Genomic DNA, 19,857 nt, shown 5'->3' with positions numbered 1-19,857 from the left:
ATCTCCTATGAATACAGCGCTAGTGCTTGGTGCAGCCGGTCACGCGGGCGGCAGCGGCAGCTGCCATCTCATCATTGCTATGTCCCGCATCAGCGACATGCTCCAACCGCCAGGCAAACGTCGTATTGCGCTGCTTCGCCAGTTGCTGTGCGTGCGCGTAAAAGCGCTCGCCACGAACCTTGCGATTCTGGCCCTGTTCCTGCGCGCCGTCAGTCTTGCGCATCACCCCTGCCTTGTGCACGTCGGCATCACCCAGCATGAGCATCAACGGCGCGGCCAGATAGGCGTCGGTCTGCTTGTCGGCCACATCGGGAACGTCGCGCAGGCCATAGGGCCAATCGGCGGTGGTGTCGGGATACGTATACCAGCCGGAATTGGCAGCGATGATGCGACAGGCCAGGCTGTTCGGCCGGAACAAGGCATAACGGTGCGCAAACTGTGCACCGGCGCCATGACCATATAGTGTGTAGCCGTCTTGGGCCGTGGATTCGCGCCGCGCAAAATCAGTAAATACCGCATCGGGCAGGGAGAAACTCCATTTCGCCGGAAGATTACGTTCGACGGGTTTTGCCTTGCCAGTGATTTCCTGGTGCGATACCGCGTGAAACACGTTGCCCAGGTTGTAGCCATTGGCGCCCGGATAGGCCTCACGAGTAAAGAGCGGGGCCAGGACCATCAGGTTGTGCCGACGTGCGATGTCGACCCAACCGTCGCGATAAGTTTGCGCGTTGCGCTTGATACCATGCAGCAGCAACACCACCGGCGTGTTGGCGGTATAGCCGTCCGGCTTGAAGTAATACACCTGTACCGATTGTCCGGTATCGGCATTACGGAATTCATACTCACCCGCCCCTGCAGCGAGCTCAGCGCGCGCGACGCCTGCCGTGCATAGCGCAATCAATACCGCGATGATCGATCGTTTCAAGTTTGTCTCCTATAGCCACTGCGCAGCGCGGCTGCCGCACGTTTTTCTTATGGATGTCTCCGAGGTCTTCTGGCATCCTATCGCTGTTGAATAAACCGATTATTCGAATTAAGTGATGATGTCTTCGAAATAGTGAAACATCCATCCCCCTCCGACCTACGCCATGAATCTGAAATCGCTGCGTCTGTTTCGGCTGATCGTGCTGCACGGCTCTCTAGCCTCGGCAGCCGAGCGCCTGCACCTGAGCCAATCCGCCGCCAGCCGCCTGATTTCCTTGTTGGAGGACGAAATCCACCTGAAGCTGTTCACGCGCGCGCGCCGCCGCCTGCTCTTGACTCCGGAAGGCGAATTGTTCTTCCAAGAGGCCGAGCAAATCCTGATGGGAGTGGATGAAATACCTCGCATCGCAGAGGATATACGCAGCAAAAATCGCGAAAAATTCACGCTGGTCACCTCTGTTCCCCTGGGAACCTGCCTGGTATCGCCCGCGATCAGCGACATGCGGCGCCAGGATCCCGATTTTGATTGCCGTATTCACATCGAGGGCCGCTTCGAGATCGAAAACAAAGTGGCGCGGCGACGTTACAACCTTGGGCTGATCTCATTGCCCATCAGCAACGCCATCGTCGAACTGCACGTCGAACCCGTATTGCAAGTGCGGATGGAGGCCCTGTTGCCACGCCAGCACGCCTTGGCCTCGCGTGAAGCCATCCGCGCCGAAGACCTGCTCGACCAGCCTATCGTATCGCTGCAGCCCCACCAACTATGGCGCCGCCGGCTGGACGACATCTACGCCACGGCCGGCGCCAAACCGCGCATATCCATCGAGACGACCTCTACACTCATGGTGCAACAACTGGTGCGCGACAATAACGGCATATCGATCATGGACCGCACCTGCGCGCGTCTGTTGCCGACCGACAGTGTCGTATTCCGCCCCATTACGCCCGAACGCTGGGTCACGTACGCCTGCATATTTCCGCCGTCGGGCCGGCCACCATTGGTCGATCTCTTTCTCGATTGCCTGAGAGCCTATGTGCGCCGGCTCTGCCGCGAGGACGCCGAAGCGGCGCCCAGTTTTCGCTTGCTCAAACCCGAGGAATCAACCTAGCGACGCGATCTACGCTACGCGCGGTGCGATATCCGTGGCCAGGTTGCGCGCCAACGCTGCCGCCCGTAAAGCAATGTCCCGACTGTTGCCCGTGTAGCGCGCGGGATCGAGTGCCGCCGTGATCTGCTCCCGCGTATAGTGAGCGGCGATGTCAGGTTGGCCCATCAACACATCCGCCAGCGAACTGCCATCGCGCCTCGCCTCGCGAATCGCCGCATGCACGCGATCATGCGCATGCTGACGGCCCAATGTCGTCGCCAACACCATCATCAAATGCTCGGAAGCAATCACATCGGCCGAACGTGCCAGATTCTCACGCATACGGACAGCGTCGAAGCGAATCAACGCCAATAGATCGTCCAGCCTGACCGCCACGTCATAGGCCAATGGGCAAGCCTCGTCAATAAGGCCATACAACTGTTGATTGGTGGCAGAGTCGCCTTCGTGGCTGGGTTGACCCGCCTCAAGAGCCGGAGCAGCCAGGGCACGCAACTTCGCCGCCCGCGCAATCAGGCTGACCACATGCTTGGGGTTGTCTTTATGCGGCATGGTGCTGCTGCCCACCACACCTTCAGGCAAGGCCTCGGCGATCTCGCCGATCTCGTCAGTCATCAGCGTGTAAAGCTCGTTACCGATGCGCGAGCAAGTCATTGCAAACAGCGACAGCACCAGCACGTACTCGCAAAACGGATCCAACATGGCGCGCGAGTGCACCAATGGGCTGCCCAACTCGAGACGCTCGGCCATGGCGTTGGCCAATTGCACGCCATCGGGTCCGAACGTGTGCATCGCGCCGATGGCGCCGCCAAACACCAGCGAGAACGTGCGAGGTTCAACTTGACGCAGCCGTTGCACACAACGGACCAACTCCTCGATCCAGCTGGCGACCTTGAATCCGAAGGTGATGGGTAACGCGTGCTTGCGATTGGTGCGGCCCGCCATCACCACGTCGGCACCGGTCTCGGCCAGCGCCGCCAACGTTTCCAGGCTACGGCCTATGCGTGCCAGCAACAGGCGATGCACACGGCGCATCTGCAGCACTCGCCCACCCAGAATGATATTCTGCGTGGTTCCACCCCAATGCACGTAACCGCCGGCCTCATCACCGCAGGCATGCGCCAGGGCATGCACAACTGACAACACCGGTGCCATCGTACGCTGTATGTCGGCGCGCAGGGCGGGCAGGTCCAAGTGCGCCAACGTGGCGTGTGCGGCGATATGTTGCGCATGCTGCGCAGGAATCAACCCCAGACTGGCCTGCGACAGCGCCAACGCAGCCTCGATGTCCAGCCACGTTTGCCAGATCTGTTCGGTAGAGAACAGATCCATGACAGAGCTCGGCAACGTTTCGCCATGACTTACAGCGTGATTTTTTTGTTGTGGCGCGGCATCTGCTTCAGACGAAGCACCGCCATCGTAAGAACCCGCGGCAGGTATCGCGCTCATGCCACTGCCTCCGTGAATGCGCGTTCCAGCGATGGCACTGAGTCCAGCAGCAGCGCCGTGTACTCGTGCGCGGGCCGCGTCAATACAGTGCTCGCCAGCCCCTCTTCTACAATGCGGCCGCCGCGCATGACGACAACCCGGTCGGCGATCTGACGCACCACGCCAATATCATGAGTAATAAACAACATGGACAATCCAAACTCCTCTTGCAGATCCTGCAACAGATTGAGTATTTGCGCTTGAACAGACACATCCAGCGCCGACGTAGGCTCATCACATAGCAACAGTTGCGGCCGCAGAATAAGCGCGCGCGCAATTGCCACGCGCTGACGCTGGCCGCCCGACAGTTGTCCGGGAAAGCTGTTGATCACACGTTTCGGCAAACCTACCCGCTCCAGCATCCGTACGACCTGTGCGCGTCGTTCGGCGGCTGGCACGGCGCCATGCAATGCGAGCGGACGAGCGACGATGTCGCCTACCGGTCGGCGTGGATTCAACGAGGAATAGGGGTCCTGAAATACGGGTTGCACCAGCCTCGCACGCGACTGTGGCGACAGTGTCCCTATCTCCTGCCCTCCCAACCTGATGCGCCCTTGATCGGGCTCGTCCAGGCCAAGCAGAATGCGAGCCAGCGTGCTCTTGCCCGACCCGGACTCTCCCACCACAGCCAACGTCTCGCCCCGCCCTACCTCCAACGATGCATGATCGACGGCTCGTACGGTGAACGGCTGGCCGAACAGGCCTTTGCGTTGGGTAAACGTGCGCACGACATCGCGTGCCACCAACACTGAGTCTGATTGAACATCAGCCGCAACAGAGATACCAGCCTCCACAGGTGCCATATGCCCATCACGAGACATCACGTTCTTTTCGACCGGGTGCAAGCAGCGGTACCAATCGTCATCGATCCCGCGTTGTGTGGCCGCGATGTCTTCGCTGCGGCATTGCGCATCGGCCCACGCGCAACGCGGCGCAAAAATACACCCTCGCTGTGGCCCGATCAACGATGGAACGATACCCGGAATGGCGTTCAGACGGCTGCCGCGAGCACTTTTCCCGGGCGCGCAGCCCAACAAGCCATGTGTATAAGGATGACGCGGATCACTCAGCACAGTACGAGTCGCACCAGACTCCAGCGGCTGTCCGCCGTACATGACCATCACGCGATCCACGGCATTGGCCACCACCGCAAGATCGTGCGTAATCAGGATCATCGCCATGCCGAGGTCTTGACGTAATTCGGCCAACAGATCCAGTATCTGCGCCTGCACGGTCACGTCCAGTGCCGTCGTCGGCTCGTCGGCGATCAGCAACTGCGGCTCGGTCATCAGTGCCATGGCGATCATCACGCGCTGACGCTGCCCACCGGATAATTGATGTGGATAGCTGCGCAAGCGCTGCACAGGATCGGGTACCTTCACGCGGTCCAACAGATACAACGCACGCTCGCGAGCCTGCCGAGGACTGCTGCCATCGCGAATCATCAGCTCGGTCATCTGCCGTTCGATCGTATAAACCGGGTTGAGCGAGGTCATGGGTTCTTGGAAAATCATCGCAATACGGCGGCCCGCGATCTGCGCAGCAAAACCCGCATCAGACAATGCCCCAAGGTCTTCGCCCTGATAGCGAATGGCGCGGGCAGACAGTTCTGCGCCATCGGGCAACAGGCGCATCAACGCCAACGCCGTCATCGACTTGCCCGAACCGGATTCGCCCACGATGCCCAATGCCTCCCCGCGCTCCAGCGCGAGACTCATGCCGCGTACCGCATGCAGCGGCCCGCCAGACGTGGGCAGCGCGACATTGAGCCCCTCAATCTGCAATAACGAATTGGTAGACATATTTGGATAGTTCCCCAGAATGGCATTGCGCCTAGTTGCGCTTGTCCGGCGAGGTCACATCGCGCAACCCGTCGCCCAGCAGGTTGGCGCCTATTACCAGCAGAAACAGTGCCATGCCCGGCAATACCACCAACCAGGGACGATGAAAGATCGCCATCTTTCCCTCGGAGATCATCAATCCCCATGAAGACGTGGGTGGCTGGATGCCCACGCCCAGAAACGACAACGCTGCCTCGGCCAGCACCGCGATGCCAATCTCGAATGTGAACACCACGATGATCTGGTTGAGCAGATTGGGGAGAATCTCGTGGAACAGGATCTGCCGGCGATTACTGCCGACGGCCCGCGCGGCAGCCACGAAATCCAGTTGTCTCAAGCGCAGTGTGCTGGTACGCGTCACCACCAGGTAATAGGTCCAGTGCAGTCCACCGATGATGCCGATCACGACCCACAACGACGGCCCGATGATGAATACCAGCGCCATTGCCAGCAACAAGCCAGGCAGCGCCAATTGGCACGTCAGCAAGAAACTGACCAGAGAATCGACCCGGCCGCCGAAGTACCCTGCACACACGCCCAACGTCACACCGATCAGACAGCCGACGCTGGCTGCACCAAAGCCGACAATCAGCGAAATGCGCGTACCGTAGATCAAGCGGCTGAGATAATCGCGACCCACCTGATCCGTGCCAAGTACGTAGTCCCAGGAACCACCAGTCTGCCAGACTGGCGGCAGCAGACGATGTGCCAGCGATTGCGCGTAAGGGTCATGCGGCGCCAACCACGGCGCGCCGATCGCCACCACCATCAAGGCCAACAGAATCAAGGCCCCCATCTGCAAACCGCGATGCCCGCGCACACGCCTCCAGAATGCCTGACGACGTTGCGCGTCGAGATCATCGGCGTCAACTGCCTCAGTCGCCGGCATGTACACCGCATCTGCCAGTGAAATTTGTTCTCGATTCATGCTCGTTACCCCATACGTATACGCGGATCGAGCAGCGCGTTGAGCACATCCGCCAGAAAATTCATCACAATGAAGACGAGCGCGAAAATGAAGATCAACATCTGCACCGTCGGAATATCGCTGCCCAGAATCGATTGCAGCGTCAACCGGCCCAGGCCGTTGATGGCAAAGATGGATTCGACAATCACCGAGCCGCCGAACTTCTGACCCAACTGCACTGCCAGCACGCTGACGATGGGCAGCATGGCATTGCGCATGGCATGCCGCATCAATAGCGACACGCCGCGATAGCCTTTCGCGCGCGCAGTACGCACGTAATCGGAGCCCATGACTTCAATCAACCCCGCACGGGTCAACCTCATCACCGCAGGGACCGAGCTGGTCCCCAGCACAAAGGCCGGCAATACGTAATGCAACCAGGTCGAATCGCCCGAGACGGGAAATATCGGCACCATCACGCTCAACAAGATGACGAGGATCAGGCCCAACCAGAAATTCGGAATGGCCTGTGCCGACACGGCCACACCCAGCGAAAAACGATCAAGCGCGGAATTCGGTCGCAACGCCGCCGCGACCCCCAGAGGGATGGCCAAGAGCACTGTCACGATGATCGACATCAAAGCAAGGCGAATCGTCGGTGGCGCATGCTTGGCGACGAGTTGGCCTACCGAATCATGCCAGTAGTAACTACGGCCGAAATCGCCTTGCACGGCATCCGACAGCCAGTTCCCATAGCGTTCGAGAAAAGGTCTGTCAAAGCCGTACTCGTGGCGGATTTGCTCGACCAGCTCCGGCTCGGCATTCTCGCCCGCGATGGCTTGGGCGGGATCGGTCGCCAGGTTCAGCAAAAGGAACGTGGCAAACGATACGACCAGCGCGACCAGCACCGCCAACCCAAGGCGTTTTAGCGCAAAGCGCAACATGGATAATCTCCGTCGAGAAAAACAGGGCGCGCCCGGCGGTGCGGCGCGCAAAACGATTGCTTAGGATCGTTTCCAACGCGCTTCGTACAAACGCGGCAAACCGTCCGGTGGAATAGGAAAGTCCAGCGCCGGCGACATCAGATAATTCACGGAATAGGTGTACAGCGGAATCCAATACGCCTGATCGGCAATGATCTGCAATGCCTGATGGTAAAGATCAGCACGGCGCGTTTTGTCATTAGTGCGCTCGGCATCCGTGACCAACTGCGCCACCTGCGAATTACGCGACAGATTGCGGTCGGTATCGCCGAAATGAACGCGTGCGATCATGGCCGTGTCCGCCGTCCCGCCGTTAGCCCATGAACCGATATACGCACGAATCTTGCCGTCTGCCCGCGCACGATCCAATGACGCCAATTGCCCATAACGCAGCTTGACATTCACGCCGGCGGCGGAAAGATCTGCAGCCACTGCCTCCGCGACGGCACGGTCGCGATAAGCCCATAGTTCCAGAGAGTCCGTCTTCTTGTATCCGGCCTCGTCCAGCAATGCCTTGGCCTTTTTCAGGTCGTAGGCATAGTGGGGCACATCCTGCGAACATCCGAACTGCGTGGGATGGCATGCCGTAAACAATGGCTGCGCCACCCCGCCCACCAGAAACTCGGCAATCGCCTTGCGATTGACCGCGTAGTTCAGCGCGCGCCGCACTTTCACATCGGTCAACGGACTCGGCCCGCTCACCCCCGCCGCATCCAGCACAACGAAGCTGACACGCAGACTGGGACCAGCCTCCTGCACCGCACGCCCGGTGGCCGCCATACTCTGCGCGACGTCCAGCGGCATATCGTATGCCCAGTCCACCCCGCCACTCATCAACTCGGCCTGCTGCGTCCCCCAGTCGGGAATCGTGCGTGCGACGATGCGGCCGATTGCGGCCCGCCCCTTTGGACTGCCGGCATAATAATCATCGAATCGCACCAACACGGCGCGCTGTCCAGGTTCGAAGGACTCAACGCGATACGGTCCCAACCCATCGGGGTGCAGCGCCTGGGCACCGCGATCAGGCTTGCCATCGACCTCATAGACGCCATTGCGACGTATCGGTATGCGCCGCGCCATATCGCGCAACGCTAGCGGGTACACATCCTTCAGATGAAAACGCACTTGGTATGGGCCGAGCTTCTCGACGCTCTTGAGCCAACGGCTCACCGTGCCCGAAGCGCGCGTGCCGCTGTCTGGCGACAGTACCCAGTTGTACGTGTAGACCACGTCATCGGCCGAAAACGGCGCGCCGCTATGAAAATGCGCCCCCTCGCGCAATGTCACATCGATCGTGGTGTCGTCCACATATTGATACGAGGTCGCCAGCATGGGCGAGATCTCGTTGGTCTGTGTATCGACATCAAACAGACGGTCATCCGTGAGATCCGACAGAATCACGTGCTCTTGAGACGTGGTGTACAGATAATCCAGGTTCACCACTTCCCGCTGAAAAGCCACCACGAGCGTATCGTTATCAGGCCCGGCCCAGGCGGCCGTAGTCGCCATCGCACTACTCAAAGCAAGAGCGCCCGCCCAGCGCCGACAGTATCGCAACAGCATGTCGTCTCCCTAGAATTATCAGAATTTCAGGCATGCTACCGTGGCCGTTATCTGCGTAACTTCGAATTATCGGCACAAAACATCGAATTATTAGAATTATCGGGTCGATCAACGCCACGCATTTGGCAAAGCGGCCGGTCCCCGCCCCGGGCGCCCCATGGCAGGGCCGCATTTCCCCTCAGGATATGATGGCGCCTGTCATCCTATTGCGGCCAGATCTCCCTCCATGCCCCGGCGCCTCGCTCTGCTGATTTCCACGCTCATCGCTCTGCTATTGAGCGTCAATGCCTATGCGCAATATTCCGTCGAGTCGCTTCCGAATCCTAAAGACCGCGGACAGAGCCATTACGTCAGTGATCCGGATAGCAATCTGCAAACCGACACCGTGGTTGAACTCGATGCCATCAGCGCTGCCATCGAACAGCAGAACGGCAGCGAGTTCGCTATCGTGGTCGTCAATGACTACCTGGGCGACAGCGATTTTCAATTTGCCCTGGATCTGTTCAATCATTGGGGCATAGGCAAACAGGGCGCCAATAACGGCTTGCTGCTATTTCTGGCAATGGACCGGCACGAATATCGCTTCATCAGCGGTTACGGTGTCGAGGGCATATTCCCCGATGCGCTGTTAAAACAGATCGGGGAAAAATATCTCGTTCCCTATTTGAAATCCGGTAACACCGATATGGCGGTCTTGGCTGCCGCCAAGGCCGTGGAAACGGTGTTCCTCTCACCCGATCACGCCCTGGAGCTCGAGGGCTTGAAAGCCTATGAGCCCACGTTCTGGAACCGGCATGGCGAAGCGATCGATCAATCCGGATTTGCGGTCGCTCTGTTTGCCGTCGCTATGCTGTGGATGAGCTTGGCGCGCAAACACGTACTGACGAGATTTTCCATAAAGAGCACCAAGTACGAAGGCCACCCTTTCTGGTTTGGACTGTTCACCTTCGTGTTCCTGCTCTTTATGAGCCTGTTTGTTTTTCTTTTGACAGAAACGATCGAACAGGTCTATCAGTTCAAGAACCTGCCCTACTTTGTCGCGACGTTTTGTGCGTTGATATTGAGTTTTCATTACCACGCATGCTCCACCCTGCTTGCACGCAGCACCAAGGATAAAAAGACAGCCTTGGACATGCGCACCTCATTCACGCGCTGGAGTCTATTGCCGCTCGTACTCGCGCCATTTGCTTATCTGGCCTACGTCGGAGTCGTGAAAAACGGCAGACTGGCGCGCCTGCGGGCGACGCCACCCGACAACTCGGGAGACTGGTCGCGTCAGAGCCGGGACAAACTCACGCCCAAGGACTTGATGCGCTATCTCACCGGCGAACAGCAATGCGAAGAGAAAATTGAGTCCAAATCATATGAGATCTGGGTAAACCAGAAAACAGGTGCCAAGCAGCTCTGCGATTTTGCGGGAACACAGGCCAAGTCGTTCAGCGTCTGCCCGCAGTGCCATGCACAGACGCTGAAAAAGCCTGCGATCAAAGTCATAGAACCCTCGACCTATTCCGAGGAAGGAAAGGGCGAACGCATCCAGACGTGCGCGTACTGCGACTATAAAAAATCACTGGGCTTCATCGCGCTCGCTGTGCTGAGCGACAACGACTCTAGTTCCGGCGGCTCCAGCAGTAGTAGTGGCGGAGGCAGTAGCAGCTCATCAAGCGGGAGTTTTGGCGGTGGCTCCAGCGGCGGTGGCGGCGCTGGAGGACGGTGGTAGCCGATATTGCAGGCACATTAACCGTCGTGGCATTACTCCCGATAATTCACGTATTTGGACAGGAAGCCAATACCGGGGTTAAAGCAGTTGCACGGGTCCAGCTTCTTATAAAAAGCCTGCAACTGCAGCTTGGCCTGATATAGATGGCCCACATTGTGCTCGGCGGGATACTCGGCGCCCCTGGCATCCAGCAGCTCCAGCATCTGGTGCTCGATCGCCATGCAATCGTGCCCCTTGCGGATGATGTAGTCCTGATGAAAAACGTGGCACAAAAAATGCCCGTAGTACAGCTTCATCTCGATCGCATCATCGAACTTGGCCGGCAGACGCTCGAACCAATCGCGATCGTCCCGTCGCAAAGCAATATCCAATGCCACGATGTCCTCCACCGTCGAGCCATGCACGGCCCGATAGCGGACCGCTGCACTGGCTGCAGCAAAGCGATGCAGAAATGCCTTTTTTCCCTCTTCTTCGGTGCACTCGAAATAGCCGCCCCGGCCTTGCGCAAAATACTCGGATAAGAATGCCTGTGCTTCGGCAACGCCTTCGGCCGGGATCTTGAGCATCAAGTGATGCTCGTACTCATTGCGATAAGCCAACAGCCGGGCCGGCAGATGATTGGGCAGCAGCCGGCTGAAAAATTGCATCAGGCGATCACTGAGATTGGCCTGAAAAAACCCGAGCCGCTCAAAGAATGCGTCGCAGCGATTTTTCAGATTGAAGAACGCCGGCAACCGGTCTGTACCGAAGTGCTCGATGATCCAAAAGAGGTCTTTGCCATAACGCGCCGCCACATCAAAAGCATCGCGATGCACGTACTCGCCGGCAATGGGCAGATGCTCGAACGTGCCTAATGCATGACGGCGAATGTCGGTCAGCACATTGGTGTCGTTCGTACCGATATAGAACACCTTGGCGCCACGTGCGGCGGGAAAGGTATCGAGCCTGACCGCAAAGACCATGACCTTGCCTGCAGAGCCCGAGGCCTCGCGCAAACGCAGCGGGTCGGCGTTGTAGCGAGCGGGAGTGGAGGCATCGATATCACGGACGTGTTTGGCGTAGCCATGATCCGAGGCAGCGCCAGCGTCTCGCACTACATCCTGGTCCGTGAACCCGCGATTCTCCAGCGTCGCCAGGATCGTTTCCGGATCGGCTCCAAGCTCGATACCCAGGTGATTGACCAGATGCAGCTTTCCCTCTGCATCGACAGCACCGTATAGCGCCATCTCGGTATAGGCTGGCCCACGATTGACCAGGGAACCGCCCGAGTTATTGCACACGCCGCCGATGACTGACGCCCCGATGCATGATGATCCAATGACCGAGTGCGGCTCACGTCCCAACGGCTTGAGCAAACGCTCTAACTGATCCAGTGTCGAACCTGGCAGGCACACGACCTGGCGGCCATCTTCGATCACGTGCACTTTCTTGATGCGGCTGGTGCTGATGATGACGATATCGCGATCGTAGTCCTCGCCATGCGGCGTAGAACCGCCGGTCAGGCCTGTATTCGACGCCTGAGCGATGATGGCCACACCTGCCGCCACGCATTGCTCCAGGACTTTCCATTGTTCGACCAGCGAGCCTGGGCGCACGACCGCCAGGGCCTTGCCGCGGCCGAAACGAAAACCGGTGCAATAGCGGCGCATCGCCCGGTCGTCCGTAAGCACCTGCGAAGCGCCCACGATAGTGGACAGCGAGGTCAGCAATCGCTGGCGCATTTCAGGCGTTTGCGCCGAGGTAACCGTCGGCAGGATGACATCAGACATGAATCCTCTCTCTACATTTGGCACGTCGTTCTTTTTATGCACTGGACAGGGCCAGTTTGGCGTTGGATCGCTCACGCGCGAGAACGCCATCTATTTGACACCAAATGATAGGGGCGACGCCAACGTAGCGCCTATCCTGAAAATTGAGGGGCTTTGATGGGCAACAGTCAGGACTTATCCGCATAACGCGGACGAGACCAATGTACCGTCGCCTGCAATCCTATTTCTGCCCGGTTGCTCAACGTTACGGTAGCGCCATCGTTGGCAGCCAAGGTGCGGGCGATGGTCAGCCCCAGACCTACGCCACCCGTCTCGCGAGAACGCGAGGTCTCTAGCCTGACAAAGGGCTGGAACACTGCCTCGAACATATCTGCAGGCATACCTGGCCCGGCATCGCACACATCAACAGCCACCCCATTTTCGTTGGCGCGGGCAGAGACTCGAACCTGATGCCCATACTTCAGGGCATTGTCCACAAGATTCGAAAAAAGCCGCTGCATGGCCAACGGCCGCAGCATCAACACTGCGCCACAGCCCTGTTCGAAAACCGCGTCATGGCCTGTCTCTGCCGCATCCTCAATGATGCTTTCCAGCAGAGAGTCCAGGTCCAGCGCAACGGGCGCCTCTGACGTGGCGGCGCTGCGAGCAAGATCCAGGCCCTCTCGGACCAGCGCCCGCATCGCCCCTAAATCGGCAATCAAGCGCTCGCGCAACGCCTCATCGGCGACGTCCTCGAAACGCAGGCGCAAACGTGTCATGGGCGTTTGCAGATCGTGCGTGATAGCGGCCAACATATGCGTGCGTTCTTCCAGGTGTCGTTGCAGACGGCGCTGCATGGCATTGAACGCATCGGCTGCACGGCGGACTTCCAGCGGACCGCGCAATACCAACGGTGGCCGCTCCAGATTTTGACCCAGTTCGTCGGCCGCATCCGCGAGCTGACGCAGAGGCCGGCTGGCCAGACGCGCCACCGTAAATGCCAGCAATCCGATACATAGGGTGAGCAGCGAGATATAAACGGGGTCTGCCGCTAGCGCCTTGACGTGCATAATGGGCGGGCCGCCCATGGCCAACACGAGGGGTGTGCCGTCCTGCAGTTGGATGTGGACAATGCGGCACGTCGGCTCTGGCATGTCGGGATCGAAATTGTCATCTTGCTCGGACTGTGGCAAGAAATCACGCAGCCTGGGCCGGCATGCCTCCTCGTCGGCCGTCTGCACACGAGCCTGGGCAAAACGCGCGTACTGCGACGCCAATACGTGGGCGAACGTCGTGTCCAATTCCTCTGCCTGGACATCAGAGGGCGCCCGATGGATACCGGGTCCGCCCAACTCGATCAACCGCTGCCGCAGTTCCGCCGGGCTGTTGTCCAGCATGTTGACGTAACCATGCAAGCGATCGGCTGCCCGCACCATGTTCTGGTGCTCTTCGTCTTGTTGGCGGCGGGTTTCGGCCAGGACGGTCGCCAGCAATGCTGCGGCTGACATCCCCAACAGCAAGATCAGAAACAGCCGGCCGGCCATCGTGCCGAAGAACCGGCGCAGGCGTTTCATTCCAGGGTAACCGCTGCGGCCAGGACGTAGCCTTCGTTGCGCACGGTCTTGATCGGGCCGATACTGCCTCCAGCCGTGCCGAATTTATGGCGCAAGCGGCTGACCTGCAGATCGATGGCGCGCTCCTGCCCCTCGTATTCACGGCGCGCGGTCAGCGAAGCCAGTTGTTCGCGCGACAGGATCTTGTTGGCATGCCCGACAAATACGCGCAGCAAGCGGAATTCCGCCCCCGACAGCATGATCACGCGTCCACTGGGATCCACCAGGTGGCGGCGCTCCAGGTCGAACATCCAGCCCACGAAATGAGCTCGGCGGATTGCGAGCGGCTCGAGATTGACGGGCAGCGCCTCGGTGCGGCGCAACACGTTACGGATGCGCGCCAACAATTCACGCGGCTCGAAAGGTTTGGCCAGATAATCATCGGCCCCCATCTCCAGGCCCAGCACCCGGTCGATGGCTTCGCCGCGTGCCGTCAGCATGATGACGGGCGTTCTGGATTTGGCCCGCAGATCCCGGCATAGGGTCAACCCATCCTCGCCGGGCAGGCTCAAGTCCAACACAATCAGATCGATGTGTTCACGGTCCAGGATAGAGCGCATTTCAGTGCCCTGGCTGGCGGTAACCACCCGATAGCCCGCGCGGCCTAGTTGTTCGGCCAGCAGAGTTCGGATGTCCACATCGTCATCGACGATGAGTAAGCGGTGCACGCAGAGGTCCTCGTTCATAAGAAAGAGAGGATCCATTTTATGCTTCTGATTTGCACGCGGTTTTTTTTGTCGCAACATAGCGGGTCCGCTATGCGGTTGACATGTTATGACACCGTCTCGGGCCGCATTGACAAAGAACGACATATTTCGAGCGTTGCGGCGCCCCGTTGGCATCGCTGTGCTGTCGCGGAGGGAAATAAACGAAAAAAGGCAGCCGTGGCTGCCTTTTTTGCGATCCGGATTCGCATCTGACGCGATATGCGCCAGAGATGCGATCCGTCGTGCTTAGTGCGTACTGCGGGTCTGGCGCAATTTGCGTGCTGCCACGGCCTGGGCTGCCAGCATGGCCAGCTCGGCTTCGACAACGGCGATATCGGCCTTGTCCTTGGCGTTGCGCAGGGCTTCTTCGGCCTTGGCACGCGCCTCGACGGCGCGGGCCTCGTCCAGATCGGCAGCGCGGATGGCCGTATCGGCCAACACCGTCACCGAACCCGGCTGCACTTCCAAGATGCCCCCGGCGACGAAGATGTTTTCCTCGGCGCCATCGGGACGGACAATTTTGACCGTACCAGGGCGTATGCGCGAAATCAGCGGGGTGTGGCCGGGCAAGATGCCCAGTTCACCCGCCTCGCCAGGCAGGGCCACGAACTTTGCCTCACCGGCAAAGATCGCTTCTTCTGCGCTGACGACATCCACATGCAGGGTAGCCATATCAGATCCTTATTGCAGTTTCTTGGCCTTCTCGAAGGCCTCGTCGATGGTACCGACCATGTAGAAAGCCTGCTCGGGCAGCGAATCGCACTCGCCGTCGACGATCATCTTGAAACCACGGATGGTTTCGGCCAGCGGCACGTATTTACCAGGCGAACCGGTGAAGACTTCGGCCACGTGGAACGGCTGCGACAGGAAACGCTGGATCTTACGCGCACGGGCCACGGCTTGTTTGTCGTCGGGCGACAGTTCGTCCATACCCAGAATCGCGATGATGTCACGCAGTTCTTTGTAGCGTTGCAGGGTTTGCTGCACGCCACGGGCCACGGCGTAGTGCTCTTCGCCCACGACTTGCGGGTCGAGCTGGCGGCTGGACGAGTCCAGCGGATCCACGGCGGGGTAGATACCCAGCGCAGCGATGTCACGCGACAACACGACGGTGGAATCCAAATGCTGGAAGGTCGTGGCAGGCGACGGATCGGTCAAGTCATCCGCAGGCACGTACACGGCCTGGATCGAGGTGATCGAGCCGGTCTTGGTCGAGGTGATGCGCTCTTGCAGCACGCCCATTTCTTCGGCCAGCGTCGGTTGGTAACCCACGGCGGAAGGCATACGGCCCAGCAGTGCGGACACTTCGGTACCGGCCAGGGTGTAACGGTAGATGTTGTCAACGAAGAACAGGATGTCACGGCCTTCGTCGCGGAACTTCTCGGCCATGGTCAGGCCGGTCAGCGCCACGCGCAGACGGTTGCCCGGGGGCTCGTTCATCTGACCGAACACCATGGCGACCTTGTCCAACACGTTGGACTCTTCCATTTCGTGGTAGAAGTCGTTGCCTTCGCGGGTACGCTCGCCCACACCGGCAAACACCGACAAACCGCTGTGCTGCTTGGCGATGTTGTTGATCAGTTCCATCATGTTGACGGTCTTGCCCACACCGGCGCCGCCGAACAGACCGACCTTACCGCCCTTGGCGAACGGGCAGACCAAGTCAATCACCTTGATGCCGGTTTCGAGCAGTTCGACCGAAGGCGACAGCTCGTCGAAACGCGGCGCAGGCTGGTGAATGGCGCGTTTTTCTTCCGAAGCGATGGGGCCGGCTTCGTCGATGGGACGACCCAGCACGTCCATGATGCGACCCAGGGTGCCGTGACCCACGGGCACCGAGATCGGTGCGCCGGTGCCGACGACGGTCATGCCGCGGCGCAGGCCGTCGCTGGAGCCCAGGGCGATGGTACGTACCACGCCGTCGCCCAGCTGTTGTTGGACTTCCAGGGTGAGACCCTTTTCAGCGAACGGCGACGAGTCGTCGGTCAGCGTGAGGGCTTCGTAAATCTTGGGCATGTGATCGCGGGGGAACTGAATATCCACCACGGCGCCGATGCACTGAACGATGGTTCCGTTGCTCATGTCGATTCCTTGCTTGATAGCTTTTTGACGGGATGCAGCCTGCTTACACAGCGGCCGCGCCCCCTACGATTTCCGAAATTTCCTTGGTGATCGCCGCCTGACGGGTCTTGTTGTAGACCAGTTGCAGTTCGCCGATAACCTTCTTAGCGTTGTCCGATGCGGCCTTCATCGCGACCATCCGCGCCGACTGCTCCGAAGCCATGTTTTCCGCCACGGCTTGGTACAGCAGGCCTTCGACGTAACGCTGCAACAGATCGTCGATCACACCCTTGGCATCGGGTTCGTAGATGTAGTCCCAGCTGTAGTTCGATTTGACTTCGGAGATGCTGCTCAAAGTCTCGGCGCCCGTCTGGAAGGGATCATCCAAACCGCTAGATAGCGGCAGCAAACGCAGGAACACCGGCTCTTGCTTCATGGTGTTCACAAAGCGGGTGGCCGCGACATACAACGCGTCGATCTCGCCATTGAGGTAAGCATCGAGCTGAATCTTGATCGCGCCCAGCAAACGGTCGAGATCGGGCTTGTCACCCAGTTGAACTTCGTGCGAAACCAGTTTGGCGCCGATACGAGTCAACAGACCCAGGCCCTTGTTGCCGAAAGCCGTCGTCTGCACAGCAATGCCGCGCTGTTCGAATTCTCTCAGCTTGGCCAACGCGACTCGGCTGATGTTGGTGTTCAAGCCGCCGCACAGTCCCTTGTCGGTGGTGACCAGCACCACGCCTACCGCTTTGACTTCGCGCTCGATCAGGTACGGATGGCTGTATTCGGGGTTGGCCTGCATCAAGTGCGCAGCAATTTCGCGCACCTTGTTGGCGTACGGACGGCCCGCGCGCATCCGTTCCTGCGCCTTGCGCATTTTGGATGCAGCGACCATTTCCATGGCCTTGGTGATCTTGCGCGTGTTTTGCACGCTCTTGATCTTGGTTCGGATTTCCTTGATTCCGGGCATTGCGCTTTCCTGTTGTAACGGCTTGGCGGGATGCGGCCGGGGCTCGTCCCCGCCCTACCGTAGGGCGGGGACGAACCCCGCCGCTACGCCAGACATTGCCTTAAAAAGCACCGTGCTTCTTGAAATCCTGGATGGCGGCAGCCAATTCGGCTTCGTCGTCCTTGGACAGTTCCTTGGTGTCTTCGACACGCTGGATCAGGCCGGCATGCTTGGCCTTGAGCTGATCCTTGAGCGCTTTTTCGAAAGGCAGAACCTGTGCCACGTCCACGTCATCCAGGTAACCGTTGTTGACGGTGTACAACGTCACGGCCAATTCCCACACTTGCAGCGGCTGGTATTGCGGCTGCTTGAGCAGTTCGACCACGCGCTTGCCGCGTTCGAGCTGACGGCGGGTTGCGTCGTCGAGGTCGGAGGCGAATTGCGCGAAGGCGGCCAGTTCACGATACTGTGCCAAGTCGGTACGGATACCACCGGACAACTTCTTGACGACCTTGGTCTGAGCAGCACCACCCACACGCGACACCGAGATACCGGCGTTGATAGCGGGACGGACGCCGGCGTTGAACAGGTCGGTTTCCAGGAAGATCTGACCGTCGGTAATCGAGATCACGTTGGTCGGCACGAAAGCCGACACGTCGCCTGCCTGGGTTTCGATGATCGGCAGCGCGGTGAGCGAGCCGGTCTTGCCCTTGACGGCGCCGTTGGTGAATTTTTCGACGTACTCTTCGTTGACGCGAGCAGCACGCTCGAGCAGACGCGAGTGCAGGTAGAACACGTCACCGGGGTAGGCTTCACGGCCGGGAGGACGACGCAGCAGCAGCGAGACTTGGCGATAGGCCCAGGCTTGCTTGGTCAGGTCATCATAAATGATCAGGGCGTCTTCGCCACGATCACGGAAGTATTCGCCCATCGTGCAACCGGCGTAGGCAGCCAGGTATTGCATAGCGGCCGAATCCGAAGCGGTAGCGACCACAACGATGGTGTATTCCATGGCGCCGTGCTCTTCGAGCTTGCGCACCACGTTGTTGATGGTCGATGCCTTTTGGCCAATGGCGACGTACACGCAGGTAACGCCCTTGCCCTTTTGGCTGATGATGGTATCGACAGCAACAGCGGTCTTGCCGGTCTGACGGTCACCGATGATCAGTTCGCGCTGGCCGCGGCCGATAGGCACCATCGAATCGATAGCCTTGATACCGGTTTGCAGCGGTTGCGACACCGAGCGGCGGGCGATCACGCCCGGAGCCACTTTTTCGATGATGTCGGTTTCTTTGGTGTTGATCGGGCCTTTGCCGTCGATCGCGACGCCCAGCGTATTGACCACGCGGCCTTTGAGTTCGGGGCCCACGGGGACTTCGAGAATGCGGCCGGTCGTTTTGACCTGGTCGCCTTCGGACACACCGGTGTAGTCGCCCAGAATCACGGCGCCGACGGAATCACGCTCGAGGTTGAGCGCCACGCCGAAGACGTTGTTGGGAAACTCGAGCATTTCGCCCTGCATCACGTCGGACAGACCATGAATACGGGTAATACCGTCGGTTACGGACACGACGGTGCCCTGGGTACGAATGTCAGCCGAAGCGCCCAGGCCCTCGATGCGGCTCTTGAGCAGTTCGCTGATCTCGGAGGGATTGAGTTGCATATTGACTCCTGGAATCCTGTTTATCTGGCCGTGCGCGCGTCAAGCGGCCAGCGTATCCCGCAAGCGGGCCAATTGGGCTTGTACGGAAGTATCGAGCACCTGGTCACCGACCGCCACCCGCACGCCGCCGATGAGCGACTTGTCGACGGTGACGCTGGGACTGAGCTTGAGACCGAATTTGATTTCGAGCGCATCGACCAGTTCTTTGACCTGGGCATCGCTGAGTTCGAACGCGCTGGTGATTTCCGCCTGCGCCGTGCCTTCGTGGCGATTTTTCAGCGCGACGAATTGCTTGGCGATGATGGGCAGCAACAGCAGACGATCGTTCGCTACCAGCAGTTCGACGAAATTGCGAACCGCTTGAGGCAGCTGGGTTTTGATCAAGCCGGTAAACAGCTCGACGCGCTGCGCGTCTTCCAATCGAGGATCGGACATTGCTTCGCGCACGTCGGCGTTGTCGGCCACTTGGGCCAGCTCGCCGATGAGATCGGCCCAGGCCGGCAAGCCGGCCTTGTCGTCGCGTGCTGCGCTGAATAGCGCTTCGGCGTACGGCCTGGCGACAGTGGAAAGTTCAGCCATGG

Annotated in this window: 16 protein-coding genes; 2 read left to right on the top strand and 14 right to left on the bottom strand. The window is 59.4% G+C overall.

The genetic code is table 11. The annotated features are described in order from the left end of the window. Positions 1-19 precede the first annotated feature (19 nt). Positions 20-925, bottom strand: coding sequence for a hypothetical protein (locus tag ACYVIT_RS01415; RefSeq protein ID WP_415807788.1), 906 nt, complete (start codon positions 923-925; stop codon positions 20-22). Positions 926-1,088: 163 nt separating this feature from the next. Here ACYVIT_RS01415 and ACYVIT_RS01410 point away from each other — a divergent pair, with 163 nt between their 5' ends. After that, positions 1,089-2,036 carry a LysR family transcriptional regulator gene (locus ACYVIT_RS01410; protein WP_415807789.1) on the top strand — a complete coding sequence of 316 codons (948 nt, stop codon included), beginning with the start codon at positions 1,089-1,091 and terminating at the stop codon, positions 2,034-2,036. Positions 2,037-2,045: 9 nt separating this feature from the next. Here ACYVIT_RS01410 and ACYVIT_RS01405 read toward each other — a convergent pair whose 3' ends face one another. The 5 genes from ACYVIT_RS01405 to ACYVIT_RS01385 all read right to left on the bottom strand — a co-directional run bounded on the left by ACYVIT_RS01405 (position 2,046) and on the right by ACYVIT_RS01385 (position 8,761). Beyond that, positions 2,046-3,365, bottom strand: a complete 1,320-nt coding sequence (locus tag ACYVIT_RS01405) for a lyase family protein (RefSeq protein WP_415807790.1) — start codon at positions 3,363-3,365, stop codon at positions 2,046-2,048. 113 nt (positions 3,366-3,478) lie between these two features. Continuing rightward, positions 3,479-5,323: an ABC transporter ATP-binding protein gene (locus ACYVIT_RS01400; RefSeq protein WP_415807791.1), complete on the bottom strand. Its 1,845-nt coding sequence runs from the start codon at positions 5,321-5,323 to the stop codon at positions 3,479-3,481. A gap of 31 nt (positions 5,324-5,354) precedes the next feature. Further along, complete coding sequence (locus tag ACYVIT_RS01395; RefSeq protein ID WP_415807792.1) at positions 5,355-6,290, bottom strand: ABC transporter permease; 936 nt, start codon at positions 6,288-6,290, stop codon at positions 5,355-5,357. 5 nt (positions 6,291-6,295) lie between these two features. Then, a complete protein-coding gene (locus ACYVIT_RS01390) occupies positions 6,296-7,213 on the bottom strand; it encodes an ABC transporter permease (protein WP_415807793.1) in 918 nt (305 codons plus the stop codon). A 60-nt stretch (positions 7,214-7,273) separates the two neighbouring features. Beyond that, positions 7,274-8,761 carry an ABC transporter substrate-binding protein gene (locus tag ACYVIT_RS01385; protein WP_415807794.1) on the bottom strand — a complete coding sequence of 496 codons (1,488 nt, stop codon included), beginning with the start codon at positions 8,759-8,761 and terminating at the stop codon, positions 7,274-7,276. A 280-nt stretch (positions 8,762-9,041) separates the two neighbouring features. Between ACYVIT_RS01385 and ACYVIT_RS01380 the strand changes: the two genes are divergently transcribed. Continuing rightward, on the top strand, positions 9,042-10,535 hold the full coding sequence (locus ACYVIT_RS01380; protein WP_415807795.1) for a TPM domain-containing protein: 1,494 nt from the start codon (positions 9,042-9,044) through the stop codon (positions 10,533-10,535). Positions 10,536-10,567: 32 nt separating this feature from the next. Here ACYVIT_RS01380 and dld read toward each other — a convergent pair whose 3' ends face one another. The 8 genes from dld to ACYVIT_RS01340 all read right to left on the bottom strand — a co-directional run bounded on the left by dld (position 10,568) and on the right by ACYVIT_RS01340 (position 19,855). Continuing rightward, entirely contained in the window at positions 10,568-12,304 is a 1,737-nt protein-coding gene (gene dld / locus ACYVIT_RS01375; protein WP_415807796.1) for a D-lactate dehydrogenase, read from the bottom strand. A 167-nt stretch (positions 12,305-12,471) separates the two neighbouring features. Beyond that, complete coding sequence (locus tag ACYVIT_RS01370; protein WP_415807797.1) at positions 12,472-13,857, bottom strand: ATP-binding protein; 1,386 nt, start codon at positions 13,855-13,857, stop codon at positions 12,472-12,474. Continuing rightward, positions 13,854-14,564 carry a response regulator gene (locus ACYVIT_RS01365; protein ID WP_415807798.1) on the bottom strand — a complete coding sequence of 237 codons (711 nt, stop codon included), beginning with the start codon at positions 14,562-14,564 and terminating at the stop codon, positions 13,854-13,856. The genes ACYVIT_RS01370 and ACYVIT_RS01365 overlap by 4 nt, the downstream gene beginning before the upstream one ends. A 285-nt stretch (positions 14,565-14,849) precedes the next feature. Beyond that, the gene (locus tag ACYVIT_RS01360; protein WP_094824268.1) at positions 14,850-15,275 is read right to left on the bottom strand and encodes a F0F1 ATP synthase subunit epsilon; all 426 of its coding nucleotides are present in this window, start codon (positions 15,273-15,275) and stop codon (positions 14,850-14,852) included. Between the two features lie 9 nt (positions 15,276-15,284). Beyond that, positions 15,285-16,685, bottom strand: coding sequence for a F0F1 ATP synthase subunit beta (gene atpD / locus ACYVIT_RS01355; RefSeq protein ID WP_415807799.1), 1,401 nt, complete (start codon positions 16,683-16,685; stop codon positions 15,285-15,287). Between the two features lie 43 nt (positions 16,686-16,728). Beyond that, positions 16,729-17,634, bottom strand: coding sequence for a F0F1 ATP synthase subunit gamma (gene atpG, locus ACYVIT_RS01350; protein WP_415807800.1), 906 nt, complete (start codon positions 17,632-17,634; stop codon positions 16,729-16,731). A gap of 100 nt (positions 17,635-17,734) precedes the next feature. Then, positions 17,735-19,276: a F0F1 ATP synthase subunit alpha gene (gene atpA / locus ACYVIT_RS01345; RefSeq protein WP_415807801.1), complete on the bottom strand. Its 1,542-nt coding sequence runs from the start codon at positions 19,274-19,276 to the stop codon at positions 17,735-17,737. A gap of 39 nt (positions 19,277-19,315) precedes the next feature. Beyond that, positions 19,316-19,855, bottom strand: coding sequence for a F0F1 ATP synthase subunit delta (locus tag ACYVIT_RS01340; protein ID WP_415807802.1), 540 nt, complete (start codon positions 19,853-19,855; stop codon positions 19,316-19,318). Between the last annotated feature and the right edge of the window lie 2 nt (positions 19,856-19,857).

It is taken from the genome of Bordetella muralis (genome assembly GCF_054781015.1).
Note: the sequence above shows the minus strand (reverse complement) of the source record. Positions and strands in the feature narration are given on the sequence as shown.